We start from the raw sequence: 18,622 nt of genomic DNA, 5'->3' as shown, positions 1-18,622 counted from the left end.
TGTGCGACGAAATGGCTGCTTCGTGCGCGGCCGGCCCGGGAGCGGGCTGGCGGGATCAGTCGAGCTTCACGCCCAGCGTCTTCGCGATGAGCGCCTTGTTCTCCCGGCTGTCCCATTGCCGGGCTCCATAGACCTTCATCAGCACCTTCCCGCGCGCGTCCACTAGGACCGTGAGGGGGATGCGGCTGCCCCCGAGCATGGTCTCGAGCAGCAGGTTCCTGTCGACGTAGTTGTCGAACGAAACGCCGGCGGCGACCACGAATTTCTGCGCCTTCTCCGCGTAGTCGTCGGTGGAAATCCCGATGATGTGGAACTGCCGGCCGTTGTACTTGCGGGCAAGGCGATCCAGGGAACCCATTTCCGCCACGCACGGGCCGCACCAGCTCGCCCAGACGTTGATGACGAGCGGCTTGCCTCGGAAGTCGGAGAGCTTGCGGTAGTCGAGCGTGAGTCCGTAGAGCGTGGCCTCGCGCAGGACAGCGCCCACGGGAACCTCGCCGGGCGTGGCGGCGTCGACCGGCGCCCAAGTGATGAGCAGTCCGAGGGCGAGGAGGAGGGGCGCTCTCATGCGGGGCAGTGTAGCAACCCCTCCGATTCCGGCCGGGAGCCTACCCCGGCAGGACGATTCGCGACGGGCCGCCTCCCAGGTCGAGCATCAGGCCGTTGATGCGCCGGACGAACGCAGCGGGGTCGTCCAGCTGCCCGCCCTCGGCCAGGAGGGCCTGGTCAAAGAGCACCGAGGCCCATTCGTCGAATTTCGCCTCCTCGCCCTGGATGCGCAGCACCACCGGGTGCTTCGGGTTGATCTCGAGGATCGGTTTCGCGGCCGGCACGCCCTGCCCGGCGGCCTTGAGCAGCCGCGCGAGGTTGCCGCTCACGTCGTCCTCGTCGGAGACGAGGCAGGCGGGCGACTCGGTCAGGCGATGGGTCACGCGGACTTCCTTGACCCGCTCGCCCAGGCTCGACTTGATCCGCTCGACGAGCCCCTTGAACTGCGTCGCCTCCTCTTCGATCGCCTTGCGCTCGCCTTCGTCCTCGAGCTTGCCGAGGTCGAGGCCGCCGCGGGCAACCGATGCCAGCGCCTTGCCCCCGAATTCCGTGAGATGGCTCACCACCCACTCGTCGACGCGGTCGGAAAGCAGCAGCACCTCGATGCCCTTCTTGCGGAACACCTCGAGATGCGGGCTGTTCTTCGCGGCGTTGAAGGTCTCGGCGGTCACGTAGTAGATCGAGTCCTGCCCCTCCTTCGCGCGGGCGACGTATTCGGCGAGCGAGACGGTCTCGTCGGCCGTATCGAGGTTCGTCGAGGCGAAGCGCAGCAGGCCCGCGATTCTCTCCTTGTTGGCGAAATCCTCGCCGATGCCCTCCTTGAGCACGCGACCGAAGGCGCCCCAGAACGTGGCGAACTTGTCCTTCTCGTTCTCGGCCAGGCCTTCCAGCAGCCCCAGCACCTTCTTCGCGCACCCGGCGCGGATGGCCTCGATGTCCTTCGACTCCTGCAGGATCTCGCGGGAGACGTTGAGCGGCAGGTCGCTCGAATCGACCACGCCGCGGACGAACCTCAAGTACGTGGGCAGCAGCTGCTCGGCGTCGTCCATGATGAAGACGCGGCGCACGTAGAGTTTCACGCCGTGGCGGGCGTTGCGGTCCCACAGGTCGAAGGGCGCGTGCGACGGGATGTAGAGGAGCTGCGTGTATTCCTGCCGGCCCTCGACGCGGGCATGGGTCCACGCGAGCGGATCGTCGTAGTCGTGCCCGACGTGCTTGTAGAACTCCTTGTACTGCTCGTCGGTGATGTCGCCCTTGGCGCGCGCCCAAAGGGCCGAGGCCTGGTTCACCGTCTCCAGCTCGGCGAGCTTGTGCGTCTTGCCGTCCTTCCAGTCCTCCTTCGCCATGAGGATGGGCTGGACGATGTGGTCGGAATACCTGCGGATGATGGCGCGCAGGCGCGTGCCGTCCAGCAGGTCGTCCTGGCCTTCGCGAAGGTGCAGCGTGATCTCGGTGCCGCGCGCGGCGCGCTCCACACCCTCGATCGCGAATTCCCCGCCGCCGTCCGACTCCCAGCGCACGCCCTCCTCCGGCTTCTCCACGGCGCGGCGGGTGAGCACCGTCACCTTGTCCGCCACGATGAAGGAGGAATAGAAGCCGACGCCGAACTGGCCGATCAGGTGCGCGTCCTTCTGCTGGTCGCCCGTGAGTTGCGAAAAGAACTCGCGCGTGCCGGACTTGGCGATCGTCCCGAGGTTGGAAATCACCTCCTCGCGGTTCATGCCGACGCCGTTGTCGGCGAGGGTGAGCGTGCGCGCGGCCGGGTCGTAGTCGATGCGGATCTTCAGGTCGGAATCATCCTCGAACAGCTTCGGATCGTGCAGCGCCTCGAAGCGCAGCTTGTCGCAGGCGTCGGAAGCATTGGAGATCAGCTCCCGCAGGAAGATCTCGCGGTTCGAGTACAGCGAATGGATCATGAGGTGCAGCAGCTGCTTCACCTCGGCCTGGAAGCCGCGGGTCTCGCGCGCGCTGCGTTCGGTCGTGCCTTCGCTCATGGGGGAATCCTCGTGGAACGGAAAAACGCAATGTGGGTGCGACGGGCCGAATTTCAAGGCCGTCCCGCCGGCGCCTCAGCTTCCCGACAGCCTCAGGTCGAGGACGCTGCCTCCGAAACTGAGGTTGTGCTCCCCTCCCGTGCCGGGAAAAACCTCCGCCAGGACGCCGAATGAAAGCACGTCATAGTCCTCGGGGCCGGCGGAGATCGCGGGCAACGGTCCGGCCTTGAGCCGCGCAAGCAGGGCGCCGAACATGTCGCGGGTTACCTGGGCCCGGAAGAGATCCGGCCGGGCCCAGGGGGTTACCACTCGCATCGGCGCGGATTGGGGGAGGGCGCGCACGAAGCGGACGGGCGCACCGGTGGCGTCGGTCTCCCGCAGCGGACTCGAAACGAACGCATTGTGCCCGTCCGAACCGACGCTTTCCACGCCGGAGCCGCCGACGCCGAACGGCCGGCTGTCGAACAGGATGATGAGATGGGCAAGGACCACGCCGCTGGTCCGGTCCTGGACGTAATAGTAGAAGCTCACCTGCGCCGTTCCGTCGCCGACGTGCGGCGCCTGGTAGTTCGCGTGCCGCACGTCGATCGCTGCTTCGAGGGTGAGCGCCGAACCGGAGTCGCGGAAGGGTGCGGGGGCGGGGGAAAGATCGCGTGCGATGCTGACGCTGGGCCCCTCGCCGACGAGCGCGATCGCGTGGCCGAATTGCCACGTGTTGATGAAGAATCCCGCGCCGTTGCACCATAGCTGGAAAGCGCTCGCCGAGACGGGCGGCGGGTCGTCGCGGTAGCCGCGCTGGAAATCGCCGACCGTGGACTCCGGAGGGAAGAGACCGGTGAATTCACCGACCCTCCAGGTCACGCGATTGGCGACTTCCCCGCCGAGCTCCGCGGTGCCGCGATCGCCGATGTGCTGCACGCGGACGTAGGTGGCATTGAACGGGGCGGCGGCTTCTTCCGCGATGATGTTGCCGGCGCCAACGCAATCCGGCGCCGAAACGTAGGGCGGCGATGTGCCGCCCCCGGTCGCCGGAGTCGATCCCGAGTCGCAGGACTGCATTCCCAGCACGAGGATCGGCAGCAGAAGGATGTTGGGATTCATGAAATCGATCGGGCGCATGCCCGACTCTCCGCGGAAGTCCGCGTGCCTCCAGAATACCCACCTTTGGGCGGGCCAGGCGGGAGCACGCAACTCCGGTCGCGTCGCAATTGCCCGGCGGTACCTATGAAGGATAAAATGACGACAAGCGCCGATTTGACCCTTCAGCTTGCGGGCGCTCAATAAATGCTGCTAAAGCGACCGGCCCGAAAACCTGTCGCCCGGCGCTGACGGGTTTTTTGCTTATGGGGACTGGATTCCCGCCCGCGCGGGAATGACGACGATGATAGACGCTGACCGATCCGCCCGCCTGAAGGCGCTCCACGACGCCCTGGCCACCCGCATCCTCGTGCTGGATGGCGCGATGGGCACGATGGTGCAGCGCTACAAGCTCACCGAGGCCGAGTATCGCGGCGAGAGGTTCGCGAGCCACGCCCACGACCTGCGCGGCAACAATGATCTCCTGACGCTCACGCGCCCGCAGGTGATCCGGGAAATCCACGCGCAATACCTCGAGGCCGGGGCGGACATCCTCGAGACCAACACCTTCAACTCGACCACCATCTCGCAGGCGGACTACCGCCTCGAGCCGATCGTGGCGGAGCTCAACCGCGAAGCAGCGCGCCTGGCCCGCGAGGTGGCGGACGAGTTCACGGCGAAGACCCCGGCCCGGCCCCGGTTCGTGGCCGGCGTGCTCGGCCCCATGAGCCGCACGCTTTCCCTGTCGCCGGATGTGAACGACCCCGGCTACCGCGCCGTCACCTTCGACCAGGTGAAGAACGCCTATCTCGAGGCAACGCGCGCGTTGGTCGAGGGTGGGGCCGACATCATCCTGGTCGAGACGATCTTCGACACCCTGAACGCCAAGGCCGCGCTCTTCGCCATCGACGAGTTCTTCGAGGAATGGGGCGAGCGCCTTCCGATCATGATCTCCGGCACGATCACGGACGCCTCGGGCCGCACGCTTTCGGGGCAAACGCCCGAGGCGTTCTGGAATTCGGTGCGCCACGCCAGGCCCCTTTCCATCGGCTTCAACTGCGCGCTGGGCGCGCGGCAGCTGCGCCCGCACGTGGAGGAGCTCGCCCGCATCGCCGACACCCTCGTTTCCGCGCATCCCAACGCGGGGTTGCCGAACGCGATGGCGGAATACGACGAGCTGCCGGAGGAGACGGCCGCCTACATCCGTGAGTGGGCCGAGGCCGGCTGGCTCAACATCACCGGCGGTTGCTGCGGCACCACGCCCGCGCACATCAAGGCCATCGCGCAGATCGTCGCCTCCTGCAAGCCGCGCGTCACGCCGACAATCGAGCCGAAGCTGCGCCTGTCGGGCCTGGAGCCGCAGAACATCGGCGACGAGTCGCTCTTCGTGAACGTGGGCGAGCGCACCAACGTCACGGGTTCCAAGGCGTTTGCGCGCCTGATCCTCGCCGGCGACTACGCAGAGGCCCTCTCCGTCGCGCGCCAGCAGGTGGAGAACGGCGCGCAGGTGATCGACGTGAACATGGACGAGGCGATGCTCGATTCGCAGGCGGCCATGACGAAGTTCCTGAACCTCGTCGCCGCCGAGCCCGACATCTCCCGCGTTCCCGTCATGATCGACAGCTCCAAGTGGAGCGTGATCGAGGCAGGGCTCAAGTGCGTGCAGGGAAAGAGCGTCGTGAACTCGATCTCCCTCAAGGAAGGCAAGGCGGAGTTCGTGGAGCACGCGAAGCTCGCCCGCCGCTACGGCGCCGCGGTCATCGTGATGGCCTTCGACGAGAAGGGCCAGGCGGACACGCTCGAGCGCAAGAAATCCATCTGCGAGCGCTGCTACCGGATCCTCACGGACGAGGTGGGCTTCCCTGCCGAGGACATCATCTTCGACCCGAACATCTTCGCGGTCGCCACCGGCATCGAGGAGCACAACCGCTACGGCCTGGATTTCCTGGAGGCGCTGGCGTGGATCCATCGCCACTTGCCGCACGCGAGGACTTCCGGGGGCGTGTCGAATTTCTCCTTCTCGTTCCGCGGCAACGAGCCGGTGCGCGAGGCCATGCACACCGCGTTCCTCTACCACGCCGCCAAGGCCGGCATGACGATGGGCATCGTGAACGCCGGGCAGCTCGGGGTCTATGCCGACATCGCGCCCGACCTTCTCGAGCGCGTCGAGGACGTGATTTTCGACCGCCGCCCGGACTCGACGGAGCGCCTGGTCACCTTTGCCGAAACCTTCAAGGGCCAGAAGAAGGACCAGGCCGAGGACCTCGCGTGGCGCGACGCTCCGGTCGCGCAGCGCCTGTCGCACGCGCTGGTGAAGGGCATCACGCAGTGGGTCGTCGAGGACACCGAGGAGGCGAGGACCCAGTTCGCGCGCCCCATCCAGGTGATCGAGGGCCCGCTCATGGACGGCATGAACGTGGTCGGCGACCTCTTCGGCGCCGGCAAGATGTTCCTGCCGCAGGTGGTCAAGAGCGCGCGCGTGATGAAGCAGGCGGTGGCGCACCTGATCCCCTTTATCGAGGAGGAGAAGAGGCTCCTGGGCAGCGCCGACGCCCGGGCCAAGGGCAAGGTCGTCATGGCGACCGTGAAGGGCGACGTGCACGACATCGGCAAGAACATCGTGGGCGTGGTGCTCCAGTGCAACAACTTCGAGGTGATCGACCTGGGCGTCATGGTCCCGGCGGAGAAGATCCTCGAGGCGGCGGCCCGCGAGAAGGCCGACATGATCGGGCTCTCCGGCCTCATCACCCCCTCCCTGGAGGAGATGGCGCACTTCGCGAAGGAAATGGAGCGCCTCGGCATGAAGGTGCCGCTCCTCATCGGGGGCGCCACGACCTCGCGAACGCATACGGCGGTGAAGATCGAGGTGCACTATTCCGGGCCGACGGTGTGGGTGCCCGACGCCTCGCGCGCGGTCGGAGTGGCCACGAGCCTCGTGAGCGAGGAGCATCGCGACCACTACGTGAGCTCGGTCCGGCAGGAATATCTCAAGGTGCGCGACGCGCACGCGAAAAAGACGGGGCAGAAGTCGATTTCGCTCGGGGAGGCGCGCGCCAATGCCGTGCGGATCGACTGGAAGGGCTACGCGCCGCCGCGCCCGAAGCAGCTCGGGCTCGTGTCGCTGAAGAACTACCCCCTCGACAAGCTCGTGCCCTTCCTCGACTGGGCGCCGTTCTTCCAGGCGTGGGATCTGGTGGGCAAGTACCCCGCCATCCTCCAGGACCCGGTGGTGGGGGAGGCCGCGCGCAACGTCTTTCGCGACGGGCAGTCGATGCTCGATCGCATCGTGAAGGGGCGCTGGGTCACCGCCAACGGGGTGTTCGGGATCTGGCCCGCCAATGCGGTCGGCGACGACATCGAGATCTACTCGGACGAGACGCGCCAGCATGTGCTGATGACCTGGCACAACCTGCGCCAGCAGAACCAGAAACCGTCGGGCAACGCGAACCAGTGCCTTGCCGACTTCGTGGCGCCCAAGGATTCGGGCATTCCCGATTACCTCGGCGCGTTCGCCGTCACGGCGGGCGGGGGAATCGAGGCGAGGGTCAAGGAGTTCGTGGCGAAGCACGACGACTTCAGCGCCATCCTCGTGAAGGCGCTGGCCGATCGCCTCGCCGAAGCCTTCGCCGAGCACCTGCACCATCGCGTGCGGATGGAATACTGGGGCTATGCGGCGGACGAGAAGCTCTCGAACGAGGAGCTGGTCAACGAGAAGTACGCCGGCATCCGCCCCGCGCCCGGCTATCCCGCCTGCCCGGACCACACCGAGAAAGCCGATCTCTTCCGCCTGCTCGACGCGGAGAGGAACGCCGGCATCACGCTCACCGAATCGTTCGCGATGCTGCCCACGGCGGCCGTGAGCGGTTTCTACTTCTCGCATCCCGAGTCGCGCTACTTCGCGGTGGGCAAGGTGGAGAGGGACCAGGTCGCCGACTACGCGCATCGCAAGGGCATGGACCTCGCGGCGTGCGAGCGATGGCTCGCGCCGGTGCTCAATTACTGACCGGGTATCGATCGGGAACCGGTTTGCGAGCACGTCCCCGAATGGCCATGCGCATTCTCCCCCTGTTCATTGCACTGCTTGTTCCCGGGCTGCCGGCGTTTGCCGACTGGCAGCCCTCGAAGGCGGTCAGGATCGTCGTTCCCTTCGCCCCCGGCGGCCAGCCCGACGTGGTGGCGCGCGCGCTTTCGGAGCCGCTCTCCAGGGCGCTGGGCCAGCCCGTCGTGGTCGAGAATCGCCCCGGTGCGGGCGGCAACATCGCGGCCGACGCGGTGGCGAAGAGCGCACCCGATGGCCACACGCTCCTCATGGGAACCAATGGCCCGCTCGCGATCAGCCCGGCGCTCGCGAAGAATCTTCCGTACGACGTGGAGCGCGACCTGGCTTTCGTGACGCTCGTGGGCACGGCACCCAACCTCATCGCGGTGCATCCGTCTCTCGGTGCGGCGACGCTGGCGCAGGTGGTCGCGAAAGCCGGCGCGCAGCCCGGCAGGCTCAATTTTGCTTCCGTGGGCAAGGGCAGCGTCTCGCAGCTTTCGATGGAGCAGCTGAACGCCGCCGCCGGCATCGAGATGGTCCACATCCCCTACAACGGCGGCGCGGCTGCGGTGACGGCCCTCCTGGCGGGCGACGTGCAGGTCCTCTCGCTCAACCCGACGGCGATCATCCCGCAGGTGCAGGCAGGAAGGATTCGCGTCGTGGCGCAGACGGGCGCGACGCGCTCCGCGCTGGTCGCGGACGTGCCGACGGTTGCGGAGTCGGGGTTCCCCGGATTCGAGGCGCTCGTGTGGATGGCGATCGTCGTGCCCGCGAAAACGCCACCGGAAGCGGTGAAGCGCCTGCACGCCGAGCTGGCAAGAATCATCCGCATGCCGGAACTCAAGGCGCGGTTGTGGGACAAGCAGTGGATCGATCCGGTGGGATCGACCCCGGAGGAGGCCGCCCGCGTGGTGCGTGCCGAAACGCGGAAGTGGGCGCGCATCGGTCGGGCCCTGGGGCTCACGCTGGAATGAGAAGCGGCCCGCTTCCCTAGAGCGGCAGCACGCGCGAGGGATCGGGCCGCTCGGCAAAAGCGAGGAACTCATCGCCCAGTCGCGCGCTCTCCGCGATCGCCCTGCGCCAGCAGGCGAGCCGCCCATCGAAATCCGACTCGAAGCGCTTGAAGTCCTTGCGGTCCGGGAGCTTTCCGAAGGGAAGGCTCGCGACGTACTCGCGCGACGGGGAGACGAGGATCACGTTGTCCAGCCACTCGCCGCGCGCGCGCCGCCACGGCAGCGCCTTGTCGAGCCAGCCGGGGACGATGCGGTCCGTGAAGTGCGGATAGAGCACCAGCGCCTCGCTGCGTGAATACGGCAGGTGCAGGTGGTAGTCGATGAGCCCGCCATCCCAGTACACGCCGGCCGGCGCGCCCGGGATGTCCGGAACCGCATGGATCAGCATCGGGATCGCCGCGGAGGCGACGAGCGCCTCGCGCAGGTTGTCGCGGCCGAGGGCCACGGCGTGCGTATGGAAGGCGTCGAATCGGATCGGCGCCGCGCCACTGGCGGGCACCAGATCCCCGGACAGGGCCGCGTCGTCGAGAAACGGAGGGCGCCCGCGCGCATCGTGGAAGACCGTCCGCTCGAGGAAATGCCGCAGGTGCCTGCGTCCGGCGAGGTTGGCGAATGCCGCGGCGCCGAAGCCGACCGTAAGCCGCATGCCGGCATCGCGGGTGAGAAGGCCGCGGCCGCGCACGGCCAGGATGTGCAGGCGGTAGTCGCGGTGGGCGAGGATCGCGTTCTCGTGCCCGTCGAAAAGGGCGGCAAGCATCTCGCGAACCTTGCGCGTGACGAGCGCGGCGCCGGGCCGCGGGGGATAGCGCTCCTCGGCATAGAGGCGGGCGAGTTCCCGCAGCCCCTGCGCCGGATCCGGCCTGCACGCGGCGGCAAATCGCCACGCGCCGATCGATGCGCCGACCAGGTGGCGAACGCGCGGTGCTTTCGGAAACCACTCGCCGAAGAGCGCGACGTCCAGCCCGTGCAGCCCGAGCGCCTTCGGTCCTCCCGCCGCGCCGGGAACGAGGGCGATGTCGGCCGCGCGAAGTCCGTCGGCGCGGATCGCCGCGAGGGCGCGCGGACCGGCGCGGATCGTGAGGGCGCCGGTTGCCTTAGGGAATGTCACCGGGAACGAGGGAATGGACGGCGGCCACGACGGGCACGCCATGGATCACGAGGCGGTTGCGCGCGAGGCACTCGAAGGTCGCGCCAGCCTTCTGCGCGACGCGCCGGCTGGGCCGGTTGCCCTCGGCGGCCACGATCTCGATGCGCGTGAGCCCCAGCACCTGGAAGCCGAACTTCGCCAGGGCAATGGTCGATTCGACGGCGAGCCCCTCGCGCTGGCGCGACTCGCGGATCCAGTAGCCGAGGTTGGCGAGGTTGTGCAGGGCGTTGAAGTTGTTGAGCCCCGCCCCGCCGGCGTAGCGTCCGGTGCGATCGAACATCGCGAAGGCGAACTCCTCGCCGTTGCGCCAGGCCAACCGGGCTTTTCTCACCCAGGCAGTGCTGTCGTCCTCGGTGTAGCCGGCGTGGCACCACGGCATCCAGGCGCCGACCGTGGCGACGGACTCGCGCGCGGCCGCATGCAGCTCCTTCGCATAGGCGTCGCAATACGGTCGCAGGACCAGGCGCGGCGTCTCGAGCTCCGCAGGTTCGATGTCGGGGCGCATCTAGCGGTAGATGAGGACCTCGGGCTTCGCCGCTCCCTTCGCGAAGCCGCGGTACATCCCCTCGGTGGTGAACGAGAAGACGGGTTCGCCGGCCCTGTCGAGGACGATGACGCCGCCGCGACCGCCGATCGCCTTCACCCGGCCGAGCGCCTCGTCCGCGGCCTTCTGCGTGGAGAGCCCCTTGTACTTCACGAGCGCCGCAATGTCGTAGGCGGCCACGCCGCGGATGAACATCTCGCCGGTGCCGGTAGCGGACACGGCGACGCTCTCGTTCTCCGCCCATGTGCCAGCGCCCACGAGGGGCGAGTCGCCGATGCGGCCGAAGCGCTTGTTGGTGAGCCCGCCGGTGGAGGTGGCGGCGGCGAGGTTGCCCGCCCGGTCGAGCGCCACGGCGCCCACGGTGCCGAGCTTCTCGTGCTCCTCGAGGGCGCCCGACTTGCCCGGCGTCTCGTGATCCATGGGGATGCTGTCGCGCTCCTTCGCCCGCTGGAGCTGCTGCCAGCGCTCCTCGGTGCGGAAATAGGCTGGGTCCACGATCGCCAGCCCCTGCTCGCGGGCGAACTGTTCGGCGCCCTTGCCGGCGAGCAGCACGTGGCGCGACCTGTCCATCACCGCGCGAGCCGCCTCGACGGGATTCTTCACGATCGTCACGCCCGCAACGGCGCCCGCGCGCCGGCCCTGGCCATCCATGATGGAAGCGTCCATCTCGTTGGTCCCCGCGTTCGTGAACACGGCGCCCTTGCCGGCGTTGAAGAGGGGCGAATCCTCCATGACCTTGACGGCCGCCACGACCGCGTCGAGGCTGGTGCCCCCCGCGACGAGGATCTCCTGCCCGGATTGCAGCGCCTGCGCCAGCACGGCCCGGTAGGCGGATTCCTTTTCCAGCGAGAGCGAGGCGCGGGTGATCGTGCCGGAGCCGCCGTGGATGGCGATGGCGAAGGGCCTGTCCTGGGCGAGGGCGGAAAGCCCGGCGGCGGCGGCGATCGCCGCGGCGAGATGCTTCATGGCGTTCTCCATGGGATGCGCTTCGATTCTAGCCGACCGGCAGGGCCATTTCCCGCGCGCCGTGCTAGATTCATCGGCTCATCGCCTTAGCCTCCCCCTGCGAGCCATGTCCCTCCTCTTCAGCCCCATCAAGTTTCGCTCCGTCACGATTCCCAACCGCGTGTTCGTCTCTCCGATGTGCCAGTACTCGTGCGAGGACGGCGTCCCGAACGACTGGCACCTCGTGCACCTGGGCAGCCGCGCCGTCGGCGGCGCGGGCCTGGTGTTCACGGAGGCCGCGAGCGTCTCGCCGGACGGACGCATCACGCCGTGGGACGCGGGCATCTGGTCGGCCGGGCACAGGGAGGCCTGGAAGCCGATCGTTGCGTTCATCAAGGCGCAGGGTTGCGTGCCCGGCATCCAGCTCGCGCACGCGGGACGCAAGGCCTCCTGCGACAAGCCGTGGAACGGCGGCAAGCCTCTCGCACCCGGCTCCGGGGGATGGAGGACGCGCGGTCCCAGCAATCTGCCCTTCGGCAGCTACCCCGCCCCGCGGGCCATGAGCGCGTCGGACCTGGAGGCGTGCGTGTCGGATTTCCATCTGGCCGCCGACCGCGCCCTGCAGGCTGGCTTCGAGGTGGTGGAGGTTCACGCGGCCCACGGCTACCTGCTGCACGAGTTCCTTTCGCCGCTGTCGAATGAGCGAAGCGACGATTTCGGCGGATCGCTTTCCAATCGCATGCGCTTCCCCCTGACCGTGATCCGCGCGGTTCGGGGCGCGTGGCCGAAGGATTTGCCCGTGATGGTGCGTATTTCCGCGAGCGACTGGAAGGAGGGGGGCTGGTCGCTCGAGCAGTCGATCGCCTTCGCGCACGAGCTGAAGGAACTGGGCGTGGACATGATCGACGTGTCGAGCGGCGGTAACGCCGCGGACCAGAAAATCGTGCTCGGTCCCGGCTACCAGGTGCCCTTCTGCGCTGCCATCCGCCGCGACTGCGGCATTCCCGCGGCGGCGGTGGGGCTCATCACCGAGCCGGTGCAGGCCGAGCACATCCTCGCCACGGGGCAGGCCGACGCCGTGTGCCTTGCGCGAGCGATGCTGCGCGATCCCTACTGGCCGCGCCATGCCGCGAAGGCGCTCGGCGTGACGATGGCCTGGCCCGACCAGTACAAGCGCTGCGATACCGGCCCGCTCGGGCGCTAGGAAAAGGGGTCAGGAACAGGCGACCCTTTTTCAGTTTGACGCCGCAAATTGAAGGAGGAATCGATGATCGATCTCTACTACTGGACCACCCCCAACGGCCACAAGATCACGATGTATCTCGAGGAGGCGGGGCTCCCGTACCGCCTGCACGCGATCAACATCTCGAAGGGCGATCAGTTCGCGGCCGACTTCCTCAAGATCTCGCCCAACAACAGGATCCCCGCCATCGTGGACCATGCGCCGGCCGACGCAGGCAAGCCGTTGAGCGTCTTCGAGTCCGGCGCGATCCTGCTCTACCTCGCCGGCAAGACGGGGAAGTTCATCCCGAAGGATCTGCGCGGGCAGGTGGAGGCGCTCGAGTGGCTCATGTGGCAGATGGGAGGGCTGGGCCCGATGCTCGGCCAGAACCACCACTTCCAGCATTACGCGCCGGAAAAGATTCCCTACGCAATCGACCGCTACGTGAAGGAGACGAATCGCCTCTATGGCGTCCTCGACAGGCGGCTCGCGGGCCGCGATTTTCTCCTCGGCAAGCAGTACTCCATCGCCGACATGGCCTCCTACCCGTGGATCATCCCGGAGCGGCAGGGGCAGGAACTCTCCGAGTTCCCGAACCTCGCGCGCTGGCACGCCGCCATCCGCGCGCGTCCCGGCACCACGCGCGCCTATGCCCGGGCGAAGGAAGTGAACGCCGCGCCGCGCGGCCCCATCACGGAACAGGAAAGAAGGATTCTCTTCGGGCAGGACAGGCGTGTCCTGAAATAGCGCGCCCGGCCATTCCCGTCCCGACGATGGGGCGCGGCGATGCCGGCCGCCGCCTTCCGTTTCAGGTGCCGTAGTAGCGGCGCTTCGCGAATTCCGTGGCCGCCAGGTAGGCGACGACCACCAGCCCCGAGGCACAGGCGAGCCCCGCGGAGACGGGCACGAAGCCGAATGCGGACGAGAAGGCGCCCAGCCACGGCGTGGCGAGCGCGGCCGCGGCGACCAGGAGCGAGGTGACGGCCAGCAGCGCGCTCGGACGGCTCGCGAACGCGGACCCGCGCGTGCGCAGCACGAACACGACCGCCAGCTCCGTCAGCAGCGAGACCACGAACCAGACGGTCTGGAAGGTGGCCTCGTCGGTGTCGAAGACCCGCAGCAGCAGGAAAAAGGTGAGCAGGTCGAAGACGGTGCTGAGCAGCCCGAAGACGATCATGAACCGACGCACCTCGGCCACGTCCCAGCGTTGCGAGGCTGCCACCTGCTGCGCATCGACGTGGTCGGTCGAGATCGCGACCGAAGGCAGGTCGGAGAGGAAGTTGTTGAGCAGGATCTGCTTGGCGGCCAGCGGCAGGAAGGGCAGCAGCGGCGTGGCGAGCGCCATGCTCACCATGTTGCCGAAGTTGGCGCTGGTCGTGATCTTGATGTACTTGAGCGTGTTGGCGAAGGTGCGCCGGCCGTCCGCCACGCCGCGGCGAAGCACGTCGAGGTCGGGGCGAAGCAGGATCACGTCCGCGCTTTCCCGCGCCACGTCCACGGCGCCTTCCACCGAGATGCCCACGTCGGCTGCGTGCAGCGCCGGGGCGTCGTTGATGCCGTCGCCCAGGTAGCCCACGGCGTGCCCGCCGTGCTGCAACGCGCGGACGATGCGTTCCTTCTGCTGCGGATCGATCTCGGCGAAGAGCGCCGTGTCCTCCGCAAGGTGCCACAGGGACTCGTCGCGCATGGCCGCGATCTGCGCGCCCGTGAGCAGGGTGCCGTGATCCAGGCCGATGACGTTGGCGAGGTGGCCCGCGACGTAGCGGTTGTCGCCGGTGATGATCTTCACGCGCACGCCCATGGCGGCCAGGTCGCGGATCGTGCGCTGCGCGTCGGCCTTGGGAGGGTCCGCGAAGCGCAGGAACCCCGCGAACACGAGGTCGTGCTCGTCGTCGCGCTCGTAGCGGCTGCGTTGCTCAACGCGGCCTTTCGCCAGGGCGAGCACGCGGTATCCCTTTTCCCCCATGTCGCGGTAGAGCGCCTCGAGGGCGGAACGCGCGGCGTCGTCCAGGGGCTGCGCCCCTGCGCTTCGTCCCACGGAGCCGCACACGGAGAGCACGGTGTCGAACGCGCCCTTGGTGATCATGAGGGCCGCTTCCGGGCGGGCTTCTTCCTCGACGACGATGGTCAGGCGCTTGCGGATGAAGTCGTACGGGATCTCGTCGACCTTCCTCCAGCCCGCGGTCGTGAGTGCGTCCCGCAGGCCGGCCTCCACGATCGCCGTGTCGAGCGGGTTCTCGATGCCGGTCTCGAAGGCGGCGTTGAGGTGGGCCAGCCGGCGCACATCGGGTGAATCGCGCCCTTCCGGATCGAGCGTCGCATCGAGCGAGACCGTACCCTCGGTGAGCGTGCCCGTCTTGTCGGTGCACAGGATGTCCATGCCGCCGAGGTTCTCGATCGCCTCCAGCCGCCGCACGATCACGCCCCGGCGGGCCATGTGGCGCGCGCCGCGCGAAAGCGTCACGCTCATGATCGCCGGGAGCAGCTCCGGCGAGAGCCCGACCGCGAGCGCCACCGCGAAGAGCAGCGAATCGAGGACCGGCCGCCCCAGCCACTGGTTCACGGCCATCACGAATACCACCATGACCACCATGACGCGCACTAGGAGGTAGCCGAAGCGGCGGATGCCGCGCGCGAACTCCGTCTCCGGCGCCTGCGAGCCCAGCCGCGCGGCGATTTCCCCGAGCGCGGTCGAACGGCCGGTGCGCACGACGAGCAGCGTGGCGGTGCCGCTGCGCACGGAACTGCCGAGGAACACGCTGTTGGTGCGCGCGGCCAGCGGCGTATCGGCGCCCACCGTGCCGGGCCGCTTTTCCACGGGGAAGGACTCGCCCGTGAGGGAAGCCTCGCTCACCATGAAGTCGCGCGCTTCCAGCACGCGCCCATCGGCGGGAACGCGATTGCCCGCGGCGAGCAGCACGATGTCCCCGGGCACGAGGTCGAGCGCCGGGACGACGCGCGTCTCGCCGCCGCGGCGCACGCGGACCTTGAGCGCGAGGCGGCCCTGCAGCTCGGCCACCGCCTTCGAGGCGCGAAACTCCTGCGCGAAACCCAGGAGCGCGCTTCCCGCGACGATGGCGAGGATGATCGCGGCCTCGATCCAGTTGCGAAGCGTGAGGGAGACGAGCGCGGCGAAGACGAGAATGAGGACGAGCGGGCTGGCGAACTGGCGGCCCAGGAGCCACACCCAGCTGCTGTTGCGATCCTGCGTGACCTTGTTGGGCCCGGTTTCGCGAAGGCGCCTTTGCGCCTGCGCGGGCGCAAGCCCACTGTCGCCGCAGCCCAGTTGGGCGGCGACATCCGCGGCGGCAACGCTCCACCAGGCCGTCGTGCCCTGCACGCTATCGGGAGTGTCCACGGGATCGCTTCCGGCAATCCGATGGGATCAGGCTATGCCGCGGGCACCAGGAACGCTTGACCGCACGCAATGCCTCGCCAGACAGGAAAGGGAATTATATACTTGTCTACCTAAATGCTTTAGGTAATCATCTACCTATCGCGTCAGGGGGTCAGGCCATGGATGACAAGATAACAATAAGCACCTTCCAACTGTTCAAGAAATTCCCCGACGAGCAGTCTGCCCGCGTGTATCTCGAAGGCCGCCTTTGGCCCACAGGGGCGAAGTGCCCGACGTGCGGAACCATTGAGCGCGTTACTCCGCGCAAGAACGGTTTCTACCGCTGCAACCCCTGTAAGCTCGATTTCACGATCCGCACCGGAACGATATTCGGGCGGTCGCACGTTCCGCTCAACAAATGGTTGTACGCGATGTACCTGCTCGTCAAGTCGCGCAAGGGCATTAGCTCGCTCCAACTCTCCAAGGAAATCGGCATCACGCAAAAGTCCGCGTGGTTTGTCCTACAACGCCTCCGCGAGGCGTGCGGTAATGATCCCAACATGCTGAGCGGCATCGTAGAAGTGGACGAGGCGTACATTGGCGGCAAGGAAATGAACAAGCATGCCAAGAAGAAGCTGAACGCGGGTCGCGGAACGGTTGGCAAGAAAGTGATCGTGGGAATGCGCGAGCGCGGTGGGCGCACCAGAACCAAAAAGGTCGCCAGTACCGACACAGACAGCCTTCATGGGGCGATCCATGAAAACCTCGAATTGGGCACTACGCTGCACACCGACGAGCATTCGGCGTACAAGGGCCTTGGCCCGCTGTTCTTCGGTCTCGAGACGGTCAACCACAAGCAACGCGAATACGTTCGTAGTGGTGTTACAACGAACAGCATCGAGAGCGTGTGGGGGGTCCTCAAACGTGGCCTTCACGGCGTGTATCACCAAGTCAGCGACAAGCATCTGTCTCGCTACGTTGACGAGTTCACGTTCCGCCTGAATGACGAGAATGTCGGCCGTCATACTTTGGTGCGGTTGGATAGCTTTGTGGAAGCGGCCGTGGGTCGTCGCATTACTTACCGTCAACTGACGGTTCAATAACAACATCGGAGGGAACGATGGACACCAGCGGGCTTGATCGCATCGCGGATGCGGTGCTGCGTTACAACCCTGAGCGCAAGCAAACGAAGGCGCAGCGCATCGCTGCCGTGGCAGAACAGCGCGGTCCGTACACAATCCACCTTGCCGATGCGTTCGCGTGGATGGACGCGCGTGAGCCCCAGTCCATCCACGGCGTCGTTACCGACCCGCCCTATGGTTTGAAAGAGTATTCAGACGAGGAGCAGTCCAAGTTGCGAAAGGGCAAGGGCGGAGTGTGGCGCATCCCGCCGTCATTCGATGGTATCGAGCGCATGCCGGTTCCGCGCTTCACGGTGCTGGATGAGGCGGACCTTCAGGTCCTGCAAATGTTCTTTGAGGACTTCGCGCAACGCGCTTTCCGTGTTTTGGTTCCCGGAGGGCACATTGTCATCGCAACGAATCCTCTGCTGTCGCACTTGGTTTACGTACCCCTCATCGAGGCAGGTTTTGAGAAGCGCGGCGAAGTCATCAGATTGGTTCAAACCCTGCGGGGTGGCGACCGCCCGAAAAACGCGCATGAAGAGTTCAACGACGTGAGCGTGATGCCTCGCTCCGGGTGGGAGCCGTGGGGATTGTTCCGCAAACCGCTCGACGGGCGCGTGCAAGACAACCTCCGCAAATGGGGCGTGGGCGGGTTACGTCGCGTGTCTCAAGATGACCCTTTCTTGGACGTGATCAGATCTGCGCCGACACGACCGGAAGAGCGAAACCTCGCCCCGCATCCGTCGCTCAAGCCACAGGCATTCATGCGGCAAATCGTTCGCGCGATGCTGCCCCTCGGCACAGGCGTATTGTTCGATCCGTTCATGGGCGGGGGCTCCACGATTGCCGCCGCTAGTGCCGTCGGGTACACCAGCATTGGCACCGAGATTGACCCGGAGTACTTCGACGTGGCAGATAAGGCAATTCCTAAACTTGCCGCGTTTCAGGTCTCCGGCGCACAATTGCCCCTTGGGCTTACAGGGGAAACGGATGCCGCTGCCGAAAGACCTTACGCCGCTGCACATCGAAAAAGCGGTTGAGTACGTCGAAAAGGGAACCGCCGAACTCATCGAGATATACCTTGAGCAGGCGAACGTCTTTAGCGCCATTGTTGGCATCTTCGGTACGAAGGCGCTCCACGCGGTCAGTCCCTACAAGAAGCACAAGCACCCCGACGTAGCTCAACAGCGATTCCCGGACCTGTCCTTGGGCGGCAAGGTCAACCCACCGCCGGAGCTTGCCTTGGAGTCGAAGGGCAGCAGTCGCCCATGGGCCATCCAGTCGCACTACAACCATCCGGGTTGGTACGTGGTCTGGCGTTATCTCGTGGACACAACGCTGTCGATCAAACCGGGCTGCCCAGTTGTTGTCTGGCGGGTCGACGTGGTGTTCCTGACCTCTGGGGACTGGAAGTACGAAACCAGCACGGCTGGCATAGGCAAGGGCGGGCGAACCCATACTTTTGGCGTTCTGTGCCCCGCGCAAAAGCTCAAGGGTGCGGCGGCTTATATGCTGCCCGGCATCGTCCTCAGAGGCGGCAAGCCAACGCTAGGTGGTTAAGTATGTAGTTCCCGAAGGAAAAGGGGCCGGATCGCCTCCCGGCGACCCGGCCCTTTCCGGCGAGGGGCGCG

The 18,622-nt window shown here is 66.8% G+C and carries 14 protein-coding genes; 7 read left to right on the top strand and 7 right to left on the bottom strand.

The window, feature by feature from the left end; translation table 11 throughout:
- Positions 1-55 precede the first annotated feature (55 nt).
- The 3 genes from IPP91_08055 to IPP91_08045 form a co-directional block, all read right to left on the bottom strand.
- Entirely contained in the window at positions 56-568 is a 513-nt protein-coding gene (locus IPP91_08055) for a TlpA family protein disulfide reductase (protein ID MBL0142020.1), read from the bottom strand.
- Positions 569-608: 40 nt separating this feature from the next.
- Positions 609-2,543, bottom strand: a complete 1,935-nt coding sequence (htpG, locus tag IPP91_08050) for a molecular chaperone HtpG (GenBank protein MBL0142019.1) — start codon at positions 2,541-2,543, stop codon at positions 609-611.
- A 75-nt stretch (positions 2,544-2,618) separates the two neighbouring features.
- Complete coding sequence (locus IPP91_08045) at positions 2,619-3,662, bottom strand: hypothetical protein (GenBank protein ID MBL0142018.1); 1,044 nt, start codon at positions 3,660-3,662, stop codon at positions 2,619-2,621.
- Positions 3,663-3,924: 262 nt separating this feature from the next.
- On the opposite strand from IPP91_08045, the gene metH reads away from it, so the two are divergent.
- Both metH and IPP91_08035 read left to right on the top strand, forming a co-directional pair.
- Entirely contained in the window at positions 3,925-7,623 is a 3,699-nt protein-coding gene (metH, locus tag IPP91_08040; protein MBL0142017.1) for a methionine synthase, read from the top strand.
- A 47-nt stretch (positions 7,624-7,670) separates the two neighbouring features.
- A complete protein-coding gene (locus tag IPP91_08035; GenBank protein MBL0142016.1) occupies positions 7,671-8,633 on the top strand; it encodes a tripartite tricarboxylate transporter substrate binding protein in 963 nt (320 codons plus the stop codon).
- Positions 8,634-8,649: 16 nt separating this feature from the next.
- Here IPP91_08035 and IPP91_08030 read toward each other — a convergent pair whose 3' ends face one another.
- Genes IPP91_08030 through IPP91_08020 form a run of 3 tightly spaced genes read right to left on the bottom strand, consistent with a single transcriptional unit; the run spans position 8,650 to position 11,329 of the window.
- Positions 8,650-9,780, bottom strand: a complete 1,131-nt coding sequence (locus IPP91_08030; protein ID MBL0142015.1) for a patatin-like phospholipase family protein — start codon at positions 9,778-9,780, stop codon at positions 8,650-8,652.
- Entirely contained in the window at positions 9,767-10,324 is a 558-nt protein-coding gene (locus IPP91_08025) for a GNAT family N-acetyltransferase (GenBank protein MBL0142014.1), read from the bottom strand. The genes IPP91_08030 and IPP91_08025 overlap by 14 nt, the downstream gene beginning before the upstream one ends.
- A complete protein-coding gene (locus IPP91_08020; protein ID MBL0142013.1) occupies positions 10,325-11,329 on the bottom strand; it encodes an isoaspartyl peptidase/L-asparaginase in 1,005 nt (334 codons plus the stop codon).
- 106 nt (positions 11,330-11,435) lie between these two features.
- Here IPP91_08020 and IPP91_08015 point away from each other — a divergent pair, with 106 nt between their 5' ends.
- Together IPP91_08015 and IPP91_08010 are read left to right on the top strand one after the other, a co-directional pair.
- Positions 11,436-12,512: an NADH:flavin oxidoreductase/NADH oxidase gene (locus IPP91_08015; GenBank protein ID MBL0142012.1), complete on the top strand. Its 1,077-nt coding sequence runs from the start codon at positions 11,436-11,438 to the stop codon at positions 12,510-12,512.
- Positions 12,513-12,575: 63 nt separating this feature from the next.
- Complete coding sequence (locus tag IPP91_08010; protein ID MBL0142011.1) at positions 12,576-13,277, top strand: glutathione S-transferase N-terminal domain-containing protein; 702 nt, start codon at positions 12,576-12,578, stop codon at positions 13,275-13,277.
- A gap of 61 nt (positions 13,278-13,338) precedes the next feature.
- On the opposite strand, the gene mgtA is transcribed toward IPP91_08010, so the two are convergent.
- The gene (gene mgtA, locus IPP91_08005; GenBank protein MBL0142010.1) at positions 13,339-15,870 is read right to left on the bottom strand and encodes a magnesium-translocating P-type ATPase; all 2,532 of its coding nucleotides are present in this window, start codon (positions 15,868-15,870) and stop codon (positions 13,339-13,341) included.
- Positions 15,871-16,046: 176 nt separating this feature from the next.
- Here mgtA and IPP91_08000 point away from each other — a divergent pair, with 176 nt between their 5' ends.
- From IPP91_08000 to IPP91_07990, 3 genes are read left to right on the top strand one after another with little or no spacing between them, the layout of a single operon-like run.
- Entirely contained in the window at positions 16,047-16,970 is a 924-nt protein-coding gene (locus tag IPP91_08000; GenBank protein ID MBL0142009.1) for an IS1595 family transposase, read from the top strand.
- A gap of 17 nt (positions 16,971-16,987) precedes the next feature.
- Positions 16,988-18,031 carry a site-specific DNA-methyltransferase gene (locus IPP91_07995; protein MBL0142008.1) on the top strand — a complete coding sequence of 348 codons (1,044 nt, stop codon included), beginning with the start codon at positions 16,988-16,990 and terminating at the stop codon, positions 18,029-18,031.
- Complete coding sequence (locus IPP91_07990; GenBank protein ID MBL0142007.1) at positions 17,982-18,551, top strand: hypothetical protein; 570 nt, start codon at positions 17,982-17,984, stop codon at positions 18,549-18,551. Before IPP91_07995 ends, IPP91_07990 begins: the two co-directional genes overlap by 50 nt.
- Positions 18,552-18,622 lie beyond the last annotated feature (71 nt).

This window comes from Betaproteobacteria bacterium (assembly GCA_016720855.1).
Taxonomy (GTDB): Bacteria; Pseudomonadota; Gammaproteobacteria; order Burkholderiales; family Usitatibacteraceae; genus FEB-7.
The sequence above is the reverse complement of the archived record's forward strand: the minus strand, read 5'-3'. Positions and strand labels throughout refer to the sequence as shown.

Bases quoted from the DNA above. Each gene is read 5' to 3' on its own strand.
- htpG (MBL0142019.1), bottom strand. From the start codon at position 2,543: ATGAGCGAAGGCACGACCGAACGCAGCGCGCGCGAGACCCGCGGCTTC.
- IPP91_08000 (MBL0142009.1), top strand. From the start codon at position 16,047: ATGGATGACAAGATAACAATAAGCACCTTCCAACTGTTCAAGAAATTC.
- IPP91_08015 (MBL0142012.1), top strand. From the start codon at position 11,436: ATGTCCCTCCTCTTCAGCCCCATCAAGTTTCGCTCCGTCACGATTCCC.
- IPP91_08025 (MBL0142014.1), bottom strand. From the start codon at position 10,324: ATGCGCCCCGACATCGAACCTGCGGAGCTCGAGACGCCGCGCCTGGTC.
- IPP91_08035 (MBL0142016.1), top strand. From the start codon at position 7,671: ATGCGCATTCTCCCCCTGTTCATTGCACTGCTTGTTCCCGGGCTGCCG.
- metH (MBL0142017.1), top strand. From the start codon at position 3,925: ATGATAGACGCTGACCGATCCGCCCGCCTGAAGGCGCTCCACGACGCC.
- IPP91_08055 (MBL0142020.1), bottom strand. From the start codon at position 568: ATGAGAGCGCCCCTCCTCCTCGCCCTCGGACTGCTCATCACTTGGGCG.
- IPP91_08020 (MBL0142013.1), bottom strand. From the start codon at position 11,329: ATGAAGCATCTCGCCGCGGCGATCGCCGCCGCCGCCGGGCTTTCCGCC.
- IPP91_07990 (MBL0142007.1), top strand. From the start codon at position 17,982: ATGCCGCTGCCGAAAGACCTTACGCCGCTGCACATCGAAAAAGCGGTT.
- IPP91_08045 (MBL0142018.1), bottom strand. From the start codon at position 3,662: ATGCGCCCGATCGATTTCATGAATCCCAACATCCTTCTGCTGCCGATC.
- IPP91_08010 (MBL0142011.1), top strand. From the start codon at position 12,576: ATGATCGATCTCTACTACTGGACCACCCCCAACGGCCACAAGATCACG.
- IPP91_07995 (MBL0142008.1), top strand. From the start codon at position 16,988: ATGGACACCAGCGGGCTTGATCGCATCGCGGATGCGGTGCTGCGTTAC.